Genomic DNA, 20,255 nt, shown 5'->3' with positions numbered 1-20,255 from the left:
ACGGGCCGGTGACATTCCGCCACTCCCCCATAGAGACGTCGGAACAATTTTGAGTCTCGACTATTACATGGGCGCTGGCGGCTTGTCCAAGAACAGCCCTGTGGCCGTCCGTTACCCGGCCAGCCTACCTGCGCAGCCCGGCCCGGGCGATGGGGAGGACTACCCTAGTCCAGGACCAGGCCCTTGCCGCGTCCCCGGGCCAGGGTGACCGGCTGGATCTCCCCGAATCCCCGGACGTTTTCCACGTCCTGGGGAATGAGCACGAACCGCTCGTCCTGGTCCAGCGCGGCAGCCGTCATCGAGTCGACCAGCACGGTGCCCGGATCGGCGAGCGTGGTGAGGCGGGCGGCAAGGTTGACGGTGGGCCCGTAAATGTCGCCCAGACGGGAGAGGATGCGGCCCCAGACCATGGCAACCCGTGCCTCGGGCAGGATCTCGTCCCGGGTGAACGCTTCGGCCAGGGCAAGGGAGATCTCGGCGCCCGCTGCCGGCGTCTCGGCGATGTAGAGGACTTCGTCGCCCACGGTTTTCACCAGCCGGCCGCCGCCCACGGAAATGATTTCCGCGCACTTGTTCTCGAACCGCTGCACCAGTTTGGCGAGGGTCTTTTCGTTCATCCGGCGGGACAGGCTCGTGTAGGACACCAGGTCGGCGAAGCCCACGGCACGCGCCAGCGGAAGCGGCGCGTCGTCCTCGTCACCCTCGCGGCCTTCCTCGCTGGCCTGCAGGCCGGCTTCCGCCCGGACGGCCAGCCGCTGCACGCCGGCATTGAGCTGGCGCCGCCAGGAGTAGACGAGCATCTCCTCGAGGGGATCCACCAGGGCCGGCAGTTCATGGACCAGCCGCTTGCGGGCCTGGGCGTCCGTGAGCCCCTGCTCGTGGACCATGTCCTCAACCAGCGCCTCGATCTGCCACACCACCATGCGGTCCGTCATCTGCCCGATGGCACGGGTCACCGAGATGGCGGCTTCCTCGGTGAGCATTCCGGCCCTGACCATGCCCACGGCCGTGGACAGGGCGGCCTGGTCGCGTTCGGTGAAGGCGACGTCGTCGTCACCGAAGTTGGGGAAACCCAGTGCACGCCACAGCTTGCGAGCCGAGAGCAGCGACAGGCCAACACCGCCCGCCACCTCGCGCCGGCGCAGCTTGCGTTCCCCGCCCAGAAGCCTTGCTTCGAGGGCTTTTGCCGCGATTCGCTCCGCGGACAGGGTACCGGTGGGCGGATTTTCGACGACGGCGTCAGCCACCTCCCGGTGACCGGTGCCGTGCGCGCCGGCCCAGTCGGTGCCGGCCTCATGCGTGCCTGCCTCCTGGCCGCCGCGCTGATCCTCATCGTTCATCTCTTCCACCTTCTCTCACATCCCGCGGAAACCGGGCACCGGGCTCATCCGGCGCCTGACCCAATCCAAATGGTTCGTCGTCCGGAAGCTCATCAAGGGCATCCAGCAAGAACCTGTGGAAGGTGGCAACTTCCGGCACGTCCTTCAGCACTGCGCCGAAATGGTGCCCGGCATCCAAGGATATATTCCCCGAACGCAACATCCGCTGGAGCATCGACTGGCTGATTGTGACATTACGCACTGAGGCCAGGAAAACCTGCCGGTCCCGGCGGCGGAGCATGCCGTGGCGTGCCAGGACCCGCTGGCTGGTCAGGTAATACCGTGTGGCCTGCCACCGCAGCAGCCGGGGCAGGCAGTATCCCAGGAGGATCCACAGGCCAATAAGCACGCAGCCGGCCACCGCCCAAAACGTCCATTCCGCGGTGATGGCCGGGGCCAGCGCGGACAGGCCGCCGCGGATAATCCACGCGCTCGCAAATGCCGCAAGGGCGGGCACCACAATGAAAACCGCCGCCGGGAGGAACAGCACCCTGGGCTGCGGGCGGGTCACCACGATGACCTGCTCGCCCGGAAGGAGTTCCTTACGCATAACCGCTTTCGCCGGACCCCTGCTTGTCAGAGCCATGCGTGGAGGTGCGCCCATCGGCGCTGTCCTTGTCGGCGCCGTGCTTGTCGGCGCCGTGCTTGGCAGACCTCTCCGGCGACCACGGCCGCAGGTGGACCACGTCTCCCGCAGTCACCACGTGCTCATGGGCAGAGGCGTCCACCACCAGCAAGGAGCCCGAGTCATCAAGCCGGGAAGCGTGGCCGATGATTTCGTGGTCGCCCGGCAGCTGGGCGCGGACCTGCTGGCCCAGGGTGACCATGGCCGTTTCGACGCGCTTGTGCAGCGACGGGCCGCCGGCCAGGCCGGCCGTGGCGTCGCCGTCGGCATTGCAGAAGCTGCGGTACAGCGTGCAAAAACGGGACAGGTAGCTCTTCAGCAGCGCGGTGCGGTCCACAGTTCCGGCACCTTGAAGCTGGACGGAGGTGGCGGTGGGCACCGGCAACTCGTCCTCGGTGAGGGTGACATTCAGGCCCGTGCCAAGGATGACGGGCGGCACCGAGCCGTCGCCCAGGGGACCGAGCTGGGCGAGGATGCCGGCAATTTTCCCGCCGCGAACCAGGACATCGTTCGGCCACTTCAGGTCAGCCGGAATTCCCGCTGTCTCATTCAGGGCGTCGCGCAGCGCGACGGCGGCCAGGAGGGACAGCCATGAGTAGGTCTGGGTGGGCAGGGGGCGGCCGTCAGCATTAACGGGCCGCAGCACCAGCGAGACCAGCACGGAGCTGCGGGCGGGCGCTTCCCAGGCGCGGTCCAGGCGGCCGCGGGCGGCAGTCTGATGCTCCGCCGTCAGGACTGCCAGGTCGGGCCAGGCCCTGGGATCCACGGTTACGGCCCGCAGCAGGTCGGCATTGGTGGACCCGGTTGTCTCCACGACCGTCAGCTGGGCGATGCCGGTGGCGGCGAGGAAGTTGGCATCAGACAGGGCTTCCCGGTCCAGGGCCGGCCGCTCGGGCAGGCCCTTCGCACCGGTGAGGTTCTCCTGCGGTCCACGGCTATCGTCAGGGCGTGCGGCATCCATAGTTGAATCCTAGCGACTCGCCGGGCCGCGCGGCCGGGAAAGCCCCCGGCGGAGGCCGGCTCACAGGAACGTGCCAGCTAACCGGAAGAAACCGGCCCGCCGAAAGATGCCGGCCCACAGACGGTGCCGCTCACAGGAAGATGTCCTGGACGAGGTCTTCCTCGGCAGCTCCCAGGCTGTAGGGCCGGAAATCCGTCACGCCGGCGGCAGCCAGGACCTGCTCGTCCGTGTAGAAGTGGCCCGTGCTGAAGGGCCCCGTGAGCACCGCATGGGCCGCGTCGGCCATGATCTCTGGACTGCGGGCAGCCCGGACCATGGACTCGCCGCCGGCCATGCTCCGGATGGCGGCCGTGTCGATGAGCGTCCTCGGCCACAGCGAATTGACGCAGATGCCGTCGCTCCTGAGCTCCTCCGCCAGGCCCAGCGTGGTCAGGCTCATGCCGTACTTGGCCATGGTGTACGCCAGGTGCCGGCCCGCCCACTTCGGGTCGAGGTTCAGGGGCGGCGAGAGCGTGAGGATGTGGCCGCCGGATGATTTGCGCAGTGCGGGCAGCGCCAGCTTGGAGAGCAGGAAGCTGCCGCGGACGTTGATGTCCTGCATGAGGTCGTAGCGCTTCATGTCCACCGCGTCCGTCGGTGAGAGGTCGATCGCGGAGGCGTTGTTGATGACGACGTCGATTCCCCCAAAGCGGCGGACGGCGGCGTCCACGGCGCGCGCCACGTCGTCGTCGTTCCTGACATCCCCCACCAGAGGCAGGGCACTGCCGCCGGCGGCCTCCAGCTCCCCGGCGGCGCTGTAGACGGTACCCTCGAGCTTTGCGTGCTGCTCGCCGGTTTTGGCGAGCAGCACCACATTGGCGCCGTCGCGCGCTGCCCGCCGGGCGATCGCCAGGCCGATGCCGCGGCTGCCCCCGGACATCAGGATGGTCCGGCCCCGAAGGCTGCCGGTGGTCTGGTAAGGCGTAGCCGGAACAGGGTAAGCGTCGCTGCTCGAAGTCATAGGGACACTCTAGCCGCAATTTGTTACCCGCGAGTAACATCGGCGGTTCCGTCGGCGCCACGAACGAAAATTGTAGGAACCCTACAGCGGTCCCGGGAATTAGCGTCACTAGACTAGCCATCAGGGCTTTGGATTTGTACGGATGCTACTTAAACCGGCAACCAGGGCCCCGCGCCACGCTGCCGCAGCAGAACAGCCACAGCACAACAGCTACAGAGCCGGAGACACTTCATGAGCCACGATCTGACCACGACGGCGGGAAAGATTGCCGATTTCCGCGACCGCCAGGCCCGTGCTGAGCAGCCGTCCGGCCCTGAAGCCATCGAGAAGCAGCATGCCCGCGGCAAGAACACCGCCCGCGAGCGCATCGACCTGCTCGTGGACGAAGGATCCTTCGTGGAGTTCGACGCCCTGGCGGTCCACCGCTCCACCGCCTTCGGCATGGAGAAGAAGAAGCCGCTCGGTGACGGCGTCGTGTCGGGTTACGGAACCGTGGACGGCCGGCTCGTGGCCCTCTACAGCCAGGACTTCAGCGTCTACGGCGGCTCGCTGAGCCAGGTCAACGGCGAAAAGATCGTCAAGGTCCAGGAATTCGCGCTGCGCAACGGCTGCCCGGTGGTGGGCATCAACGACGGCGGCGGGGCCCGGATCCAGGAGGGTGTTGCCTCGCTGGCGATGTTCGCGGATATCTTCCGCAACAACGTGCACGCGTCCGGCGTCGTCCCGCAGATCTCGCTCATCATGGGCCCGTGCGCCGGCGGCGCAGCCTACTCCCCCGCGCTGACCGACTATGTGGTCATGGTGGACAAGACGTCGCACATGTTCATCACCGGCCCCGACGTCATCAAGACCGTCACCGGCGAGGACGTGGACATGGAGACCCTCGGCGGCGCCCGGCAGCACAACGCGACCACCGGCACGTCCACCTACCTGGCCTCCGACGAAGCCGATGCGATTGAGTTCGTCCGGGAACTGCTGGACTTCCTGCCCTCCAACAACCTTTCCGAGGCGCCGGTGCTGGAGCACCAGCAGGAGCCGGAGCTCGACGACGACGACCTCGCCCTCGACACGCTGGTCCCGGACTCAGCAAACCAGCCCTACGACATGCGCAAGGTCATCGAGCAGATCGTCGATGACGCCCATTTCCTGGAGATGCAGTCGCTGTACGCACCGAACGTGATCATCGGCTATGGCCGCGTCGAAGGCCACACGGTGGGGATCGTGGCCAACCAGCCGCTGCAGTTCGCCGGCACCCTGGACATCTCGGCCTCCGAAAAGGCGGCCCGCTTCGTCCGCCACTGCGACGCCTTCAACATTCCGATCATCACGCTCGTCGACGTTCCCGGCTTCCTGCCGGGCAAGGACCAGGAGTTCCAGGGCATCATCCGCCGCGGAGCCAAGCTCCTCTACGCCTATGCCGAAGCCACCGTGCCCAAGCTGACCGTGATCACCCGGAAGGCCTACGGCGGAGCCTACATCGTGATGGGCTCCAAGAAGCTCGGGGCTGACCTGAACCTCGCGTGGCCCACCGCCCAGATCGGCGTGATGGGCGCACAGGGCGCCGTCAACATCCTGTACCGGCGCGACCTCGCCGCCGTCGCCGAGGCCGGGGGCGACGTGGAGGCCAAGCGCGCCGACGTGATCCGGCAGTACGAGGAAGAGCTGCTCAACCCGTACCAGGCCGCGGAGCTGGGCTACGTTGACGCCGTCATCGCGCCCTCGGACACCCGGCTGCAGATCATCAAGGGGCTGCGGGCGCTGCGCGACAAGCGCGCGAGCCTGCCCACGAAGAAGCACGGGAACATCCCGCTGTGAGCGCGACAGATCCGCTGGTTGAGCCAGTCGAAACCCTGTTCTCCGTTACCAAGGGCGAACCGACGCCCGAGGAGCTGGCGGCGCTTACCGCCGTCGTGCTTTCCCTGGGTCCCGCCGCCGCGGCCGGCCCGGAGAAGCCGAGCACACGGCACTGGGTGCGGCGCCAGCAGCTGCGGCTGGCGCCGACGCCGGGTCCGGGGGCCTGGAAGCGCAGCCGGGGCTGAGGAAAAGTTCAGCAAGTCTTTCATAACCGGAACCCCGCAGTTAGTCTCGTGGGGTGACTACTGAATCTGCCGCCCCAGCGCGCCCCCGGACCGCCATCGACGCCGTCGCCGACGCCCACACCGACACACTCGTTGCCCTGGACCCGAGCCTGGCCACCACGCTCGGCATCCCCGGGCATGACACCGAGTTCCAGGACTTTTCCCCTGCCGGACTCGGCAGGTTCGCCGCCGCAGAACGAAAGACCCTGCAGGCCCTCGAGGGGCTGGAACCCGTTGACGACGTCGACGCCGTCACCCTCGATGCCCTGCGCGAACGCCTCGGCCTCCAGCTGGAGATCCACGACTCGGGCTGGAATCTCGCCGAACTGAACAACATCGACTCCCCGGCGCAGAACATCCGGTCGATCTTCGACCTCATGCCCACGGACACCGAGGAGCACTGGGCGAACATCGCGGGCCGCACGCACAGCGTCCCGGCGGCCATCAGCGGCTACATCGAGTCCCTGCGCACGGCCAAGGACAACGGCAAAGTCTCGGCCCGGCGCCAGGTGTCGATCGTGATCGAACAGACCACCAAATACGCCGCGGAGGACGGCTTCTTCGCCAAGCTCGCGGCCGACGCCAAAACAGCTGACGGACCGCTGCCGGCGGAACTGCAGGAAAAGCTCGACGCCGGTGCAGCCGCCGCCCGGGCGGCGTATGCCGGGCTGGCCGCCTTCCTGCAGGAGGAGCTACTGCCGGTCGCGCCGGAGAAGGACGCCGTGGGCCGGGAGCGCTACGCCCTCGCGTCGCGGGTGTTCCTTGGCGCCGCCGTCGACCTCGAAGAAACCTACGCGTGGGGCGTCGAGGAACTCGAACGCATCATTGCTGCCCAGGAACAGGTAGCCGGGCAAATCAAGCCGGGCGCCTCCATCGCGGAGGCCAAGGAGATCCTCAACAGCGATCCCGCCCGCCGGATCAAGGGAACGGATGCCCTGACGGCCTGGATGCAGGAGCTCTCCGACCGCGCCATATCCGACCTCGCGGGCGTCCACTTCGAGATACCCGACGTCATGAAGACGCTTGAATGCCGGATCGCGCCCACCGACGAGGGCGGCATCTACTACACCGGGCCGACGGACGACTTCAGCCGGCCCGGCCGGATGTGGTGGTCCGTGCCGCCAGGTGAAGACACGTTCACCACCTGGGCCGAAACCACCACCGTATTCCATGAGGGCGTGCCCGGCCACCACCTGCAGGTGGCCACGGCCGTGTACCGGCGCGAGCTGCTCAACAGCTGGCGTCGGAACGTCTGCTGGACGTCGGGACACGGCGAGGGCTGGGCCCTGTACGCCGAGAAGCTCATGGAGGAACTCGGCTACCTCAAGGATCCGGGCGACCACATGGGCATGCTGGACATGCAGCGGATGCGGGCTGCCCGGGTGGTGTTCGACATCGGCGTGCACCTGGAACTTGACGTGCCCGCGCGCTGGGGAACAGGCACCTGGACACCGGAGAAGGGCTTCGATTTCCTCAAGGCCAACCTGGACATCAGCGAGGGCAACCTCCAGTTCGAGTTCGCACGCTATCTTGGCTGGCCCGGCCAGGCACCGTCCTACAAGGTGGGGCAGCGGCTGTGGGAACAGATCCGCGCGGCACTCGAAGCCCGGCCGGATTTCGACCTCAAGGCCTTCCACACCAAGGCACTCAACATCGGCTCCGTGGGCCTCGACACCCTGAAGCGCGCCATGATCGACCAGCCCGCCCGCCGCTGATTGATCCGAGTTTTTGTACAGATATCCCGACTTAGGGGCCGGCCTCCCGACCCGCGATATCTGTACAAAACTCCGGGCCCGGGGCGAGATGTTTGCCACACGCGCCGCGGGAATAACGTCATATAACACCGGCCTGGCGCCGATTTTCCGGGTACAGGGGCCATGTGAGGCCCATCCATCCGCGTAATATTTCTCAATGGTGGCTGGAAGCTGTATTTTGTGCAGCCTAGCTTGTTGTGGTGAGCAATCAATCCACTTCATCCACGGCCGGGCGACCCGGCCTCCAGCTGCCCCGGTGGGCAGGTTCCTTCGGCTTCCAGATCATTGCGGCTTTGATCGTCGGGCTGGGGCTTGGCCTGCTGGCTAAGTACACCGGCAGCACCAAGGCGAACCCCAACGGGCTGGGCGCCACGCTGCAGACCATCGGCTCCAGCTACGTGTCGCTGCTGCAGACCGCCGTCGTGCCGCTCATCTTCACCGCCGTGGTCAGCTCCATCTCCAACCTGCGTGAGGTCTCCAACGCGGCGCGGCTGGCCTGGAACACGCTGTTGTGGTTTGCCATCACGTCGCTGGTCGCCGTGCTGATCGGAACCGGCCTGGGCGTGCTCCTGCAGCCGGGGGCAAACACCGGCATCTCGGGCGACGCGGAGTACGACGGCAAGCAGGGCGACTGGTGGGCGTTCCTCATCGGCCTGTTCCCCAAGAACTTCCTGGGCCTTGGCGCCAGCTCCACCGTCACCGACTCCGGCGCCGTAACCACCTCCGTCAGCTTCAACGTCCTGCAGATCCTGGTGATTGCCATCGCCGTCGGCGTTGCCGCCCTCAAGGTGGGCAAGCAGGCTGAGCCGTTCCTGGCCCTCAACGCCTCTGCGCTGGCTGTTATCCAGAAGGTGCTGTGGTGGATCATCCGCATCGCTCCCCTGGGCACCGTGGGCCTGATCGGCAACGCAGTTGCCGTGTACGGCTGGGACACCATCGGCTCGCTGGGCAAGTTCACGGTTGCCATCTACATCGGACTCGCCCTGGTGCTGTTGGGCGTCTACCCGGCCCTGGTCCGCTCGCACGGCCTGTCGGTCAAGCAGTACTTCTCCGGCGCGTGGCCAGCCATCCAGCTGGCCTTCGTTTCCCGCTCCTCCATCGGCACGCTGCCGCTGACCCAGCGCGTGACCGAGCGCAACCTCGGCGTCCCCCGGGGCTACGCCTCCTTCGCCGTTCCGCTGGGCGCCACCACCAAGATGGACGGCTGCGCGGCAATCTACCCCGCAGTGGCGGCAATCTTCGTAGCCCAGTTCTTCGGGATCCAGCTTGACTTCAGCCAGTACTTGCTCATCGCCCTGGTCTCCGTCCTCGGGTCCGCTGCGACGGCGGGAACCACCGGCGCCGTCGTCATGCTGACGCTGACCCTCTCCACACTGGGACTGCCACTGGCCGGCGTCGGACTCCTGCTGGCCATCGACCCCATCCTGGACATGGGCCGCACGGCGGTCAACGTCGCCGGCCAGGCGCTCGTACCCACGATTGTGGCCAAACGCCAGGGCATCCTCGACGAAACGCTCTACAACGCGCCCCGCACCGGAGAGGCCTTCCGCGAGGAAGAGGCACCCGCCGCCGTCGACCGTGAGCTGGCTGAGTCGAAGGCCTGACCACCGATGAATGTCTGATCACCGTTGTAGGGGTGTGCCCTGGGGACTTCCCCGGGGCACACCCATTTAAGTCCGCCCGCGTTAAGTCCGGACGGCCGAACAGGTCCCGGACGGGAGGCAGCAAGGGTAGGGTACCGGCATGGACATCATTCTGGTTCCCGGCTTCTGGCTCGATGGCTCATCCTGGTCCGGCGTCACTCCCCCGCTTGTGGAGGCCGGTCACCAGATCCACGCGCTGACCCTCCCGGGGCTCGAGGCGAGGGACGCGAAGCGGACGGGCATCGGGCTCCGCGACCACATCAACGCGGTGGTGGAAGCCATTGACGGCATTGAGGGCCCGTTGGTCCTCGTCGGCCATTCCGGCGGCGGAGCGATCATCCACGGCGCTGTGGACGAGCGCCCGGACCGGGTAGTCCGGGCGGTCTACGTGGACAGCGGACCGCTTGGAGAAGGCGGGGTCATCAATGATGAACTGCCGGCTGACGGTGACGGGATCCCCCTGCCCTCCTGGGACGTGTTCGACGACGCCGACCTCACCGATCTCGACGACGGGCTGCGGGAAGCATTCCGGGCACGGGCCATTCCGCAGCCAAAGGCGGTGGCCTGCGACAAGCAGCACCTTCACGATGTGCGCCGCTACGACGTCCCTGCCACGGTGATCGCCTGCGAGTTCCCGTCCTCACTGCTGACAGAGTGGATGGACGCCGGGCACCCCTACGTCGAAGAACTCGCCCGCATCCGCGACGTGGAACTCGTGGATCTTCCCACCGGTCACTGGCCCCAGTTCACCAAGCCCGCGGAACTCGGAGCGGCAATCCTCGCCGCCGTCGACCGGACCGGCTGACAGCGCAGCCCCACGGGCGTCCCCGGGCCACACTAGCCCCCGGGCCCCGCCACCAAGACCCAGTGCAGGCCTAGTGGCCGCCGATCACGCCCTTTTCCACGGCTTTCGTCACAGCGTCGGCTTCGGCCTGGGTGAGAGTGCCGTCCTTCACAGCCTGATCGAGCCTGCCCTTCAGGGCAGCCGCCCGGCCCGCCTGCGCCTGGGTGCGGAGTTCCTCGAGCGCGGCTTTGACCTTGGCTTCATCGATGCCCAGGGATTTGGCCAGCGATGCTGCCAGCGCAGCTTCCTTGGCTGCCCTGTCCGGTTTGGTGCCGTCGGTGCGGGGACCGGCTTGATGGTTGGCCTGGCGGAATGCCCGCAGGGCGTCCTCCACCTTGGCCTGGTCCACACCCAACTTGGCCGCGAGCGCCGCGGCGTCCGTTTTGCCGACCCCGTGGCCGCGCCCATGTCCATGTCCATGTCCGTGTCCATGTCCGTGCCGGCCGCCGTCGAAGCGCAGCCCGTCAGCGGGACCGCTGGATGGACTGCTTGAGGTGGGGGAAGGCGTTGGAGTGGCGGTTGTTGCGGCCGCCATTCCGGTGACAGTGAATCCGGTGCCAAGTGCCAGGGCGGTCGCGCCCAGCCCCAGAGCCACTTTCTTTGATCGCTCCATGGTCCGCTCCTCGATCCGCCGGCCTTGAGGCATCATTGCCGCCGTGCCGGCTATGACTCAGGATGCACCCTCCTCCTCAAGAACGGCTTTAGTCCGGCTGTGAAGAGGCTGTGAATCCTGCCGCGAAAGCTGTGAGGCATTCGCGGCATAGTTTGCGCAGAGTGCAAACTTGCACGTAGTGTAACTGCGTGTCCACTTCCACTTCCTCGTCGTCGTCGTCGTCGGATTCGGTCCCGGCCGACGCCGGTGAACCGATGTCCCGGCGTGAGCTGAACAAGGCTTCCACCCGGCAGTCGATTACCGACTCCACGCTGGCTCTTCTCCGGCAGCACGGCCCCGGCAACTTCACGGTCGAGGACATTGCCGAAGCGGCGGGCATCTCACGCCGGACCTTCTTCAATTACTTCAGCAGCACCGAGGCCGCCATCGCGTCGGTGACCAATGGTTTCCTGGACAGCGCCCTCGAACTGTTCCGCCAGCGTCCCGCGGACGAACCCATCCTCGAGTCTGCCCGCGCCGCCCTCGTTGGCCTGGCCGATCCCATGACCGTGGCTCCGCTGGCTGAGCTGTTCGGCCTGACCCAAGGCAATCCGCTCATGGCGCGCTCCGAACTTGAGGCATGGGACCACTGCACCGAGCAGATCGTTGCCGCGGCCCGCGAGCGTTCTCCGCGGACCAAACAGGGTCCCGGCACTGAGCAGGACACCGGCACTGAACAGAACTCCGGTGCTGAGCAGGAAGAGCTCTACGTCCGGGCCCTCGCAGGTTCGGTCGTCTCCTGCGGCAAGGCTGCCATGGACGTGTGGTTCCGCCGCTGCGGCCCCGATCTCTCCCCCGGTTCTCTGGCGATCCTCCGCCAGCTGCTCATCGATTCGATGGGGCTCCTCGGATCCGGTTTCGCCGGGCCGGCACCGGTTCCGCCGTCGAATGAGTCGTCCGCCAAACCCTCCACCCGCAACGCAGAACGGTCCTGACATGGCACTTCTCCTGTACCGCCTCGGCAAGTTTTCCTACCGTCACCGGTGGCTCGTCGTTTCGCTCTGGCTGGCAATCCTGCTGGCAGCCGGCGGCGCAGCGGCAGCGTTGCACGGCACGCTGTCCAACAACTTCCAGATTCCGGGCACGGAAACCCAGCACATGGCCGACAAGCTCCAGAAGGAACTGCCGGCGTCCTCCGGAGGCTCGGCCGGGGTTGTCTTCCAGGCAAACGACGCCCAGTTCAGCCAGGCCGGCAAGGAGGCGGTATCCGCCGCGCTGGCCAAGCTTGAGACCCTCCCGGATGTCCGCGGCACCGTCGACCCGTTCGCCACGCAGGCCCAGCTGGACCAGGCGGCAAAAGATCTGGCCGCAGGCGAGGCCAAGGCGGCCGCGGGCAAGGCCGAACTGGAAAGGGCCGCCGCCGAGCTGGCCGCCGGCAAGGAACAGCTGGCCGCGGCCGAGGCACAGATGACCGCTGCCGGGCTGCCGGCGTCGGCCATCGAAGCCCAGCTGGGCCAGCAGAAGGCCGCCCTGGCGGCCGGCCAGGAAAAGCTCGACGCCGGCACGAGGGAAGCGGAGGCCGGCAACGCCAGGCTGGCACTCGCCAAGCGTCAGTTCGAAGCTTCACAGGGAATGCGTTTCGTCTCGGAAGACGGCAAGGCGGCCCTTGCGCAGGTCCAGTTCAAGACCTCCATCAACGGGCTGGACCCCGAGGTGCGCCAGGAAGTTCAGGACATCGTGGGGAAAGTCTCCTCAGCCGGGGTTACCGCGCTGCCCAGCAAGGAAATCAGCGAGGACGTCTCTGAAATCTTCGGGGTGGCCGAGATCATCGGTATCGCCGTCGCGGCACTGGTCCTGATCATCATGCTCGGCACACTTGTCGCCGCCGGGCTGCCGCTGCTGATGGCTGTGATCGGCGTGGCGGTGGGCGTTGGCGCCACCATGGCATTGAGCAGCGTTGTTGACATGAGTTCCATTTCCCCGATGCTCGCCCTCATGCTGGGCCTCGCCGTCGGCATTGACTACTCGTTGTTCATCGTCAACCGCCACCGCGGGCAGCTGCTGGCAGGTGTGGACGCGGAAGAGTCCGTGGCTCGTGCCACCGGAACCTCGGGCAATGCCGTGCTCTTTGCCGGCCTGACGGTCATCATCGCCCTCGCCGCGCTGGTCGTACCGGGGCTTCCCTTCCTGGGAGTCATGGGCGTGTCCGCGGCCGGGACTGTCGCGGTTGCCGTCTTGGTGGCCCTGACGCTGACGCCGGCGATCCTCTCCCTCGTGGGCAGGAAGCTGATCTCCAAGCGGGCCTGGGCCAAAGCCGAGCGGCACAATGCCGACCCCAACCGTGAGGCTGAGGACCGTGCCAGGGACGAGCACCGCAGCAGCCATGGCTGGGGCGGACTCGTCACCAGGCACCCGGTTCTGGCCCTGCTCGCCGGGGTTCTGGCACTGGGCATAGTGGCCCTGCCCGCTGCCCAGCTGCGGCTTGCACTGCCCGACGGCGGCTCCGAACCTGCCGATTCCCAGGCCTTCAAGGCCTATGACGCCACCAAGCGCAGCTTCGGCGAAGGCATGACCGGACCGATCATCGTGGTGGGTGATCTCCCTGACGGCCTGGGTGAAGCCGAGGCGCAGGCCAAGCAGCTGGACGTCGCGGACATCCTGCGCAGGACCGAGAACGTCACCGCCGCCATCCCGGTGGCACTGAGCGAGGACCGCGGGACGGCAGTGTTCCAGGTCATCCCGAAGGAAGGACCGGCAAGCGCCAGTACCGTCAACGTGGTCTCCGACATCCGCGCCGAACGCGCCGAAATCGAGGACTCCACCGGAGTCAGCATCGGCCTGACCGGCCAGACGGCAGGCAACATTGACGTTTCGACGAAGCTGGGCGACGCCCTGCCCTCGTACCTGGCCATCGTGGTGGGGCTCTCCCTGGTCCTGCTGCTGCTGGTGTTCCGCTCGATCGTAGTGCCGCTGCTGGCGACCGGCGGCTTCCTGCTTTCGCTTGCGGCCGCCTTCGGCGCCGTGGTGGCGGTCTACCAGTGGGGCTGGCTGGGGTCGGTGTTCGGCGTCGACAACCCCGGCGCCGTGCTGAGCTTCCTGCCGATTATCCTGATCGGCGTGCTGTTCGGGCTGGCCATGGACTACCAGGTGTTCATCGCCTCGGGCATGCGTGAGTCGTTCATGCACGGCGAGTCCGCCAAGCACGCCGTGCGGTCCGGCTTCAGCCACGCCTCCGCGGTGGTGACCGCCGCCGCGATCATCATGGTCAGCGTCTTCGCGGGCTTCATCTTCTCGCACCTGAACATGGTCCGGCCGCTCGGCTTTGCGATGGCGTTCGGCGTGCTGGTTGACGCCTTCGTGGTGCGCATGACGATCGTTCCGGCGGTCATGTACCTCCTCGGCGAGAAGGCGTGGTGGCTGCCGCGCTGGCTGGACCGCATCCTGCCGGATGTGGACGTGGAAGGGGCAAAACTCCGCAGGCACGAGGGCGCCACCGGAGCCGCGTCCGACGGCGAGCCGGACGCCGAGCCAGCGGAGGTCGCCGCGCGCTGAGCAGTGCCGCGAGGATGAATTACGCTGGATCCGTGACCCGCCTCATTCTTGCCTCCCAGTCCCCCGCCCGCACCAAGCTCCTGGCTGAGGCCGGCATCGAACACGAGGTCCTCGTGTCCGACGTCGACGAGGACGCCGTGCAGGAACGCTACGGGGTTACCGATCCGCATGACACCGCCCTGCTCCTGGCCCGCGCCAAGGCCGAGGCCGTCGCATCGCTGCCGGAGGCCGAAGGGGCCCTGGTGCTCGGCTGCGATTCGGTTTTTGAGTTCGACGGCGAGTCGCACGGCAAGCCGTACACAGTGGACGTGGCCCGGCAGCGGATGCTGCGGATGAGCGGCAGCAGCGGGGTGCTGCACACCGGCCACTGGCTGGTGGACTGCCGCGACACGGACGACGACGGTGGTTCCGGCGCCACGCTGGGCAGCGTCGCCTCCGCGGAGGTGCATTTCATGGAGATGCAGCTCGCGGAGATCGACGCGTACATCGCCACCGGCGAGCCGCTCCACTGCGCCGGCTCTTTCACCATCGACGGCCTGGGCGGCGCTTTCATCCGGAAAGTCGACGGCGACCCGCACGCCGTCATCGGGTTGTCGGTATCCACCCTGCGCTCCCTGCTGGCCCAGGCGAATGTGAGCATCACCGAGTTCTGGCAGGACCTGCCCGGCTCGGCAATTCCCGGGGAGTTGTAGCTTCCCTACAAAGGCCGGGCCTCTTACACGCGGATTCCGCCAGTAATATCAGCGGAATCCTCAAAATCAGGCTAGGCTCCCTGAAGGAAAGAAGGAGACGCCTTGTCAGTAAAGCCGGAGCAGTCCGCAGGTCCAGTGCATTCAAAACTCACCAAGGTTCTGATCGCGAACCGCGGTGAGATCGCCGTCCGCATCATCCGTGCAGCCCGGGACGAGGGCATCGCCTCCGTCGCCGTTTACGCGGACCCTGACCGGGACGCCCTCCACGTCCGGCTCGCAGACGAAGCATATGCACTGGGCGGCAACACAGCAGCCGAGTCCTACCTCGTGATGGACAAGCTGATCGAGGTGGCCCGCCAGTCCGGCGCCGACGCCATTCACCCCGGCTATGGCTTCCTGGCGGAGAACGCCCAGTTCGCGGCCAAGGTCATCGACGCCGGCATCACCTGGATCGGCCCGTCGCCGGAAGCCATCTCCGCACTGGGCGACAAGGTCCAGGCCCGCCACATCGCCGAGAAGGTGGGCGCCCCGCAGGTGCCCGGCACCGCCGACCCCGTTGCGTCCGCCGAAGAAATCCTCGAGTTCGTGGACAAGTTCGGCCTGCCCGTGGCCATCAAGGCCGCCTTTGGTGGCGGCGGCCGCGGCATCAAGGTGGCCCGCGCCCGCGAGGAAATCCCCGAGCTCTTCGATTCCGCCGTCCGCGAGGCCACCGCAGCCTTCGGCCGCGGGGAGTGCTTCATCGAGCGGTTCCTCGACTCCCCGCGGCATGTCGAAACCCAGTGCCTCGCCGACGCGCACGGCAACGTGGTGGTCGTCTCCACCCGCGACTGCTCACTCCAGCGCCGCAACCAGAAGCTCGTGGAGGAGGCCCCGGCCCCCTTCCTGACGGAGGAGCAGAACCGGCGCCTCTACGAGTCCTCCAAGGCCATCCTGAAGGAAGCCGGCTACCTCGGCGCCGGAACCTGCGAGTTCCTCGTCGGCCAGGACGGCACCATCTCCTTCCTCGAGGTCAACACCCGCCTGCAGGTGGAGCACTGCGTGTCCGAGGAAGTCACCGGCATCGACCTGGTCCGCGAGCAGTTCCGCCTGGCCTGCGGCGAAGAGCTGGGCTACGAGGACCCCGAAGTCCGCGGCCACTCCTTCGAGTTCCGGATCACCGGCGAGGATCCGGGCCGGAACTTCATGCCAGCCCCCGGCACCGTGAGCACCCTAAAGAACCCCACCGGCCCTGGCATCCGCATTGACTCCGGCATCGAAGAAGGCGACGTCATCAGCGGCAACTTCGACTCGATGCTGTCCAAGCTGATCGTCACCGGAGCGAACCGCCCCCAGGCCCTGCAGCGTGCCCGCCGCGCCCTCGAGGAGATGGTGGTGGAAGGCATTCCCACCGTCATTCCCTTCGACTTGGCCGTGGTGAGCAACCCGGCGTTCGCGCCTGCCGAGGGTCCGTTCAGCGTCCACACACGCTGGATCGAAACCGAGTTCGTCAACGACCTTCCCGCATGGACGCCCAATGGCGCCGCGCCGGAGGGTGAGGACGCCGCTGAGCGCCGCACCGTGGTGGTGGAAGTGGGCGGCAAGCGCCTGGAAGTGGCGCTGCCCGCCAGCCTCGGCTTCGGCGGCGCCGCAGCAGCCGGCACAAAGCCGGCCAAGTCCAAGAAGCGCAGCCGCACCGGCGGCGCCACCGCCGCCGCGGGCGGCAACGCACTGGCCTCCCCCATGCAGGGAACAATTGTGAAGGTGGCCGTGGCCGACGGCGACGTCGTCGCCGAAGGTGATCTCGTCGTCGTGCTTGAGGCGATGAAGATGGAACAGCCGCTCACGGCCCACCGTGCCGGCACCATCACGGGCCTGTCCGCCGCGGCCGGCCAGACGGTGGCTGCTGGCGCAGTCATCGCAACCATCGAAGACTAAGGCGACTCGAGCGAGCCGCGACTGAACACGGCTGAACAACGCATGAAAATGCCCGGTGTCATTCACACCGGGCATTTTCATTTCCGCATCTAAACCTGGAAATCAGGCCACGTTGTTCTCGTAGTCCGTGTCCTTGGTCTCGCGGGTGATCCACAGGGCGATGAACGTCAGCACGGCAGCCGCGGCCATGTACACGCCGACGAGCCAGGTGCTGCCGCCGGCTGTCTGCCACAGGGCAATCGCGATGAACGATGCCGGGGCGGCGCCAATGACGCTGGAGAGGTTGTACGCGACAGCCGAGCCCGTGTAGCGCACGTTGGACGGGAACAGCTCGGGCAGGATCGCGGCCATCGGGCCGAAGGTGAGTCCCATCAGCGTGAAGCCGACAATGAGGCCGACGATTGCCGCGCCGGGGCCGGGGCCGAACATGGTGAACCACAGCGCGCCGAACACGAAGATGCCTACGGTGACGCCCATGAGGAACTTGCGGCGGCCCCACTTCTCGGCCAGCGGGCCGGACACGAGCGTGAAGATGCCGAAGAAGACGACGCCGAGGATCAGCATCCAGAGGAAGTCACCGCGGGGAACGCCCAGGCCGGGAACGAAGTTGGCCACCTCTGCGGCCGACATCGGCTTGCCTGCCTTCTCCGCGGCGGCCTGCGCCGCCGCAACGGAGGCGGGCTTGGTGCCGTAGGTCAGGGTGAAGGAGGTCATGATGTAGAACAGCACGTACGTGGCCAGCATGATGAAGGTTCCGGCCAGAACCGGGCGCCAGTGGCTCTTGATGGTGGCGGCGAAGGGGACCTTGACCACCTTGTCTTCCTTCAGGACCTTCTGGAAGGAGACACTCTCCACCAGCTTGAGCCGGACGTAGAGGCCCACGATCACCAGGACCGCGCTGAGCAGGAACGGAACGCGCCAGCCCCAGGCGATGAATTCTTCGGGGCTAAGGGCGGCGTTGAACCAGATGAAGAGCAGGTTGGCCAGGATGAAGCCGATGGGGGCGCCGAGCTGCGGGAACGTCCCGTAGATGGCGCGCTTGCCCTTGGGGGCGTTCTCGGTGGCCAGCAGTGCCGCACCGGACCACTCACCGCCCAGTGCAAGGCCCTGGGCGAAGCGCAGCAGCACAAGCAGCAGCGGGGCCAGGATGCCCCAGCCGGCAACGGTGGCGGTGGGCAGCAGCCCGATGAGGAAGGTGGCGAGGCCCATGGTGAGCAGGGAGGCCACCAGGGTGCCCTTGCGGCCGAACTTGTCGCCGAAGTGTCCGAACAGGACCGAGCCGATGGGCCGGGCGATGAACGCGACGCCGAAGATCGCGAACGAGCTCAGGAGGGCGTTGATTTCCGTGGCTTGGGGGAAGAACAGCCGGGGGAAGACCAGCACCGACGCGGTGGCGTAGATGTAGAAGTCATAGAACTCGATCGTCGTTCCGATGAGGCTGGCAAAGATCACTTTGCCCTTGGAGTTCACCGGTTTGGCGGTGCCATGTTCCGTTGACGTAGCAGGCGATGACATGTGGGGACGCTTTCGTGAGAACTGGACGGGCCTCGCGCTGAAGCCCCTCAAAACATAGGGATAAAACAGAGTTCAATCTTAGTTCCCGCCATCCACCCAACGGACAGGCGGTCCAGTATCCGGACTTTCCTTGTTGTCTCAGCATGAGGTCGTCCGACAAGCCTAACGCTGCCCAAAGCGGGCTGATAGGCAAATGTCACAGCACGTTAACAAACTGCGACCGTCTGCGAAACGCGCCATCTCTACCTTGGAAGGACAACAATCCCCAAGGAGGTAAACCGTGACTGCTGACCGCACCGCAGACGCCGGAACCCACAATTCCCTTGATCTTGCCGCCGCCACCACCACTGACGCACCTGCCCTTGAAGAGCGTCCCGGGCGCTGGATCGCCAACTGGGACGCCGAGAACAAGCACCAGTGGGAATCCGAGGGCCGCTCCATCGCGCGCCGCAACCTCAACTGGTCCATCTTCGCCGAGTTCCTTGGCTTCGTCGTCTGGCAGCTGTGGTCCATCGTGGTGGTCCAGCTCCCCGCCGCCGGATTCACGTTCAGCACCTCCGAGATCTTCTGGCTGATCTCCATGCCGAGCCTCGTCGGGGCCACGCTCCGAATCCCCTACACATTCATGGTTCCGCGCTTCGGCGGCCGGAACTGGACCATCGTCTCCGCCCTGCTCCTCCTCATTCCCTCCATCGGGCTCGCACTGTGCGTGTCCAACCCGGAGACACCGTTCGGCGTCATGCTCCTCGTGGCTGCCCTCGCCGGCTTCGGCGGCGGCAACTTCGCCAGCTCCATGGCCAACATCACTTTCTTCTACCCGGCCCGCGAAAAGGGCTGGGCGTTGGGCCTGAACGCCGCCGGCGGCAACCTCGGCGCAGCCGTGGCGCAGCTTGCCGTCCCGATCGCCATCACGCTGCTGGCCGCCGGCACCGTCAACCTGCCTGTAGCCGGCCTCATGTGGGTTCCGCTGATCCTCCTGGCAGCCTTCGGCGCCTACAAGTACATGAACAACCTCACGAGCGCCAAGGGCGACGTTGCCGGATCCCTGGCAGCAGTGAAGGAACCCCACCTGTGGGTCATGGCCCTGCTCTACATCGGAACGTTCGGCTCCTTCATCGGCTTCGCCGGCGTCTTCCCCAAGCTGATCAAGGACTACTTCCCGGCCTTCTCCTCCATCTCCGTCGGTGCAGTGGCCCTCTCGCTGGCCTTCCTCGGCCCGCTGGTCGGCTCACTGGCCCGCCCCTACGGCGGACGCATGGCTGACCGCATGGGCGGAGCCCGCATGACCGTCACAGCCTTCGCCTCCATGGCCGTCATCACGCTGACCATGATCTGGACGCTGCCGCTGAAGAACTTCTGGCTCTTCCTGGTCCTGTTCCTGATGCTGTTCACGGCCAGCGGCTTCGGAAACGGCGCCACCTACCGCATGATCCCGGTGATCTTCGCGACCTCCAGCCGGGCGGCCCGTTCCGGAGCCAGCTCGGTGCAGACCCAGCGGCTCGCCTCCTCGGCGCTCGGCCTGATCTCCGCCATCGGCGCCTACGGCGGGTTCGTTATCCCGCAGGTGCTGAACGCCTCCAACACCGCCAGCGGCTCCTACACCCCGGCCTTCTACGGCTTCGTCGGAGCATACGTCCTGATGCTGGCCGTCTGCTGGTTCTTTTACATCCGCAACGCCAACCGAAATGCGATGGGACACGTCTAAC

16 protein-coding genes are annotated in these 20,255 nt (G+C 66.7%); 10 read left to right on the top strand and 6 right to left on the bottom strand.

The features are described 5' to 3' along the window. Positions 1-164: 164 nt before the first annotated feature. From ABRP34_RS21220 to ABRP34_RS21205, 4 genes are all read right to left on the bottom strand, one after another. Positions 165-1,340 (bottom strand): adenylate/guanylate cyclase domain-containing protein, encoded by a 1,176-nt coding sequence (locus ABRP34_RS21220; RefSeq protein WP_353711682.1) that lies wholly within the window; start codon positions 1,338-1,340, stop codon positions 165-167. Continuing rightward, positions 1,330-1,929, bottom strand: coding sequence for a PH domain-containing protein (locus ABRP34_RS21215; RefSeq protein ID WP_353711681.1), 600 nt, complete (start codon positions 1,927-1,929; stop codon positions 1,330-1,332). Before ABRP34_RS21215 ends, ABRP34_RS21220 begins: the two co-directional genes overlap by 11 nt. Further along, positions 1,922-2,965 (bottom strand): biotin--[acetyl-CoA-carboxylase] ligase, encoded by a 1,044-nt coding sequence (locus ABRP34_RS21210; protein ID WP_353711680.1) that lies wholly within the window; start codon positions 2,963-2,965, stop codon positions 1,922-1,924. Before ABRP34_RS21210 ends, ABRP34_RS21215 begins: the two co-directional genes overlap by 8 nt. Positions 2,966-3,095: 130 nt before the next feature. After that, a complete protein-coding gene (locus tag ABRP34_RS21205) occupies positions 3,096-3,965 on the bottom strand; it encodes an NAD(P)-dependent oxidoreductase (RefSeq protein WP_353711679.1) in 870 nt (289 codons plus the stop codon). Between the two features lie 231 nt (positions 3,966-4,196). Between ABRP34_RS21205 and ABRP34_RS21200 the strand changes: the two genes are divergently transcribed. The 5 genes from ABRP34_RS21200 (at position 4,197) to ABRP34_RS21180 (ending at position 10,245) form a co-directional block, all read left to right on the top strand. Continuing rightward, a complete protein-coding gene (locus ABRP34_RS21200; RefSeq protein ID WP_353711678.1) occupies positions 4,197-5,780 on the top strand; it encodes an acyl-CoA carboxylase subunit beta in 1,584 nt (527 codons plus the stop codon). Next, entirely contained in the window at positions 5,777-6,004 is a 228-nt protein-coding gene (locus ABRP34_RS21195) for an acyl-CoA carboxylase subunit epsilon (protein WP_003801970.1), read from the top strand. Before ABRP34_RS21200 ends, ABRP34_RS21195 begins: the two co-directional genes overlap by 4 nt. A gap of 53 nt (positions 6,005-6,057) precedes the next feature. Then, a complete protein-coding gene (locus ABRP34_RS21190; RefSeq protein ID WP_353711677.1) occupies positions 6,058-7,758 on the top strand; it encodes a DUF885 domain-containing protein in 1,701 nt (566 codons plus the stop codon). A 236-nt stretch (positions 7,759-7,994) separates the two neighbouring features. After that, positions 7,995-9,401 carry a dicarboxylate/amino acid:cation symporter gene (locus ABRP34_RS21185; RefSeq protein ID WP_353711676.1) on the top strand — a complete coding sequence of 469 codons (1,407 nt, stop codon included), beginning with the start codon at positions 7,995-7,997 and terminating at the stop codon, positions 9,399-9,401. A gap of 139 nt (positions 9,402-9,540) precedes the next feature. Continuing rightward, positions 9,541-10,245, top strand: a complete 705-nt coding sequence (locus ABRP34_RS21180; RefSeq protein WP_353711675.1) for an alpha/beta hydrolase — start codon at positions 9,541-9,543, stop codon at positions 10,243-10,245. Positions 10,246-10,315: 70 nt separating this feature from the next. On the opposite strand, the gene ABRP34_RS21175 is transcribed toward ABRP34_RS21180, so the two are convergent. Further along, entirely contained in the window at positions 10,316-10,897 is a 582-nt protein-coding gene (locus tag ABRP34_RS21175) for a hypothetical protein (protein ID WP_353711674.1), read from the bottom strand. 254 nt (positions 10,898-11,151) lie between these two features. Between ABRP34_RS21175 and ABRP34_RS21170 the strand changes: the two genes are divergently transcribed. The 4 genes from ABRP34_RS21170 (at position 11,152) to ABRP34_RS21155 (ending at position 17,034) form a co-directional block, all read left to right on the top strand. Further along, complete coding sequence (locus ABRP34_RS21170; protein WP_353713433.1) at positions 11,152-11,871, top strand: TetR/AcrR family transcriptional regulator; 720 nt, start codon at positions 11,152-11,154, stop codon at positions 11,869-11,871. A 1-nt stretch (position 11,872) separates the two neighbouring features. Beyond that, entirely contained in the window at positions 11,873-14,428 is a 2,556-nt protein-coding gene (locus tag ABRP34_RS21165) for an MMPL family transporter (protein WP_353711673.1), read from the top strand. A gap of 32 nt (positions 14,429-14,460) precedes the next feature. Then, complete coding sequence (locus ABRP34_RS21160; RefSeq protein ID WP_043418731.1) at positions 14,461-15,120, top strand: Maf family protein; 660 nt, start codon at positions 14,461-14,463, stop codon at positions 15,118-15,120. Between the two features lie 102 nt (positions 15,121-15,222). Further along, positions 15,223-17,034: a biotin carboxylase N-terminal domain-containing protein gene (locus ABRP34_RS21155; RefSeq protein ID WP_353711672.1), complete on the top strand. Its 1,812-nt coding sequence runs from the start codon at positions 15,223-15,225 to the stop codon at positions 17,032-17,034. Positions 17,035-17,136: 102 nt separating this feature from the next. On the opposite strand, the gene ABRP34_RS21150 is transcribed toward ABRP34_RS21155, so the two are convergent. Beyond that, positions 17,137-18,549: an MFS transporter gene (locus ABRP34_RS21150; RefSeq protein ID WP_353711671.1), complete on the bottom strand. Its 1,413-nt coding sequence runs from the start codon at positions 18,547-18,549 to the stop codon at positions 17,137-17,139. A 280-nt stretch (positions 18,550-18,829) separates the two neighbouring features. On the opposite strand from ABRP34_RS21150, the gene ABRP34_RS21145 reads away from it, so the two are divergent. Next, on the top strand, positions 18,830-20,254 hold the full coding sequence (locus ABRP34_RS21145; RefSeq protein ID WP_314192760.1) for an MFS transporter: 1,425 nt from the start codon (positions 18,830-18,832) through the stop codon (positions 20,252-20,254). Position 20,255: the final 1 nt, after the last annotated feature.

The sequence above is a fragment of the Arthrobacter sp. K5 genome (genome assembly GCF_040448525.1).
GTDB lineage: Bacteria > Actinomycetota > Actinomycetes > Actinomycetales > Micrococcaceae > Arthrobacter > Arthrobacter globiformis.
Note: the sequence above shows the minus strand (reverse complement) of the source record. Positions and strands in the feature narration are given on the sequence as shown.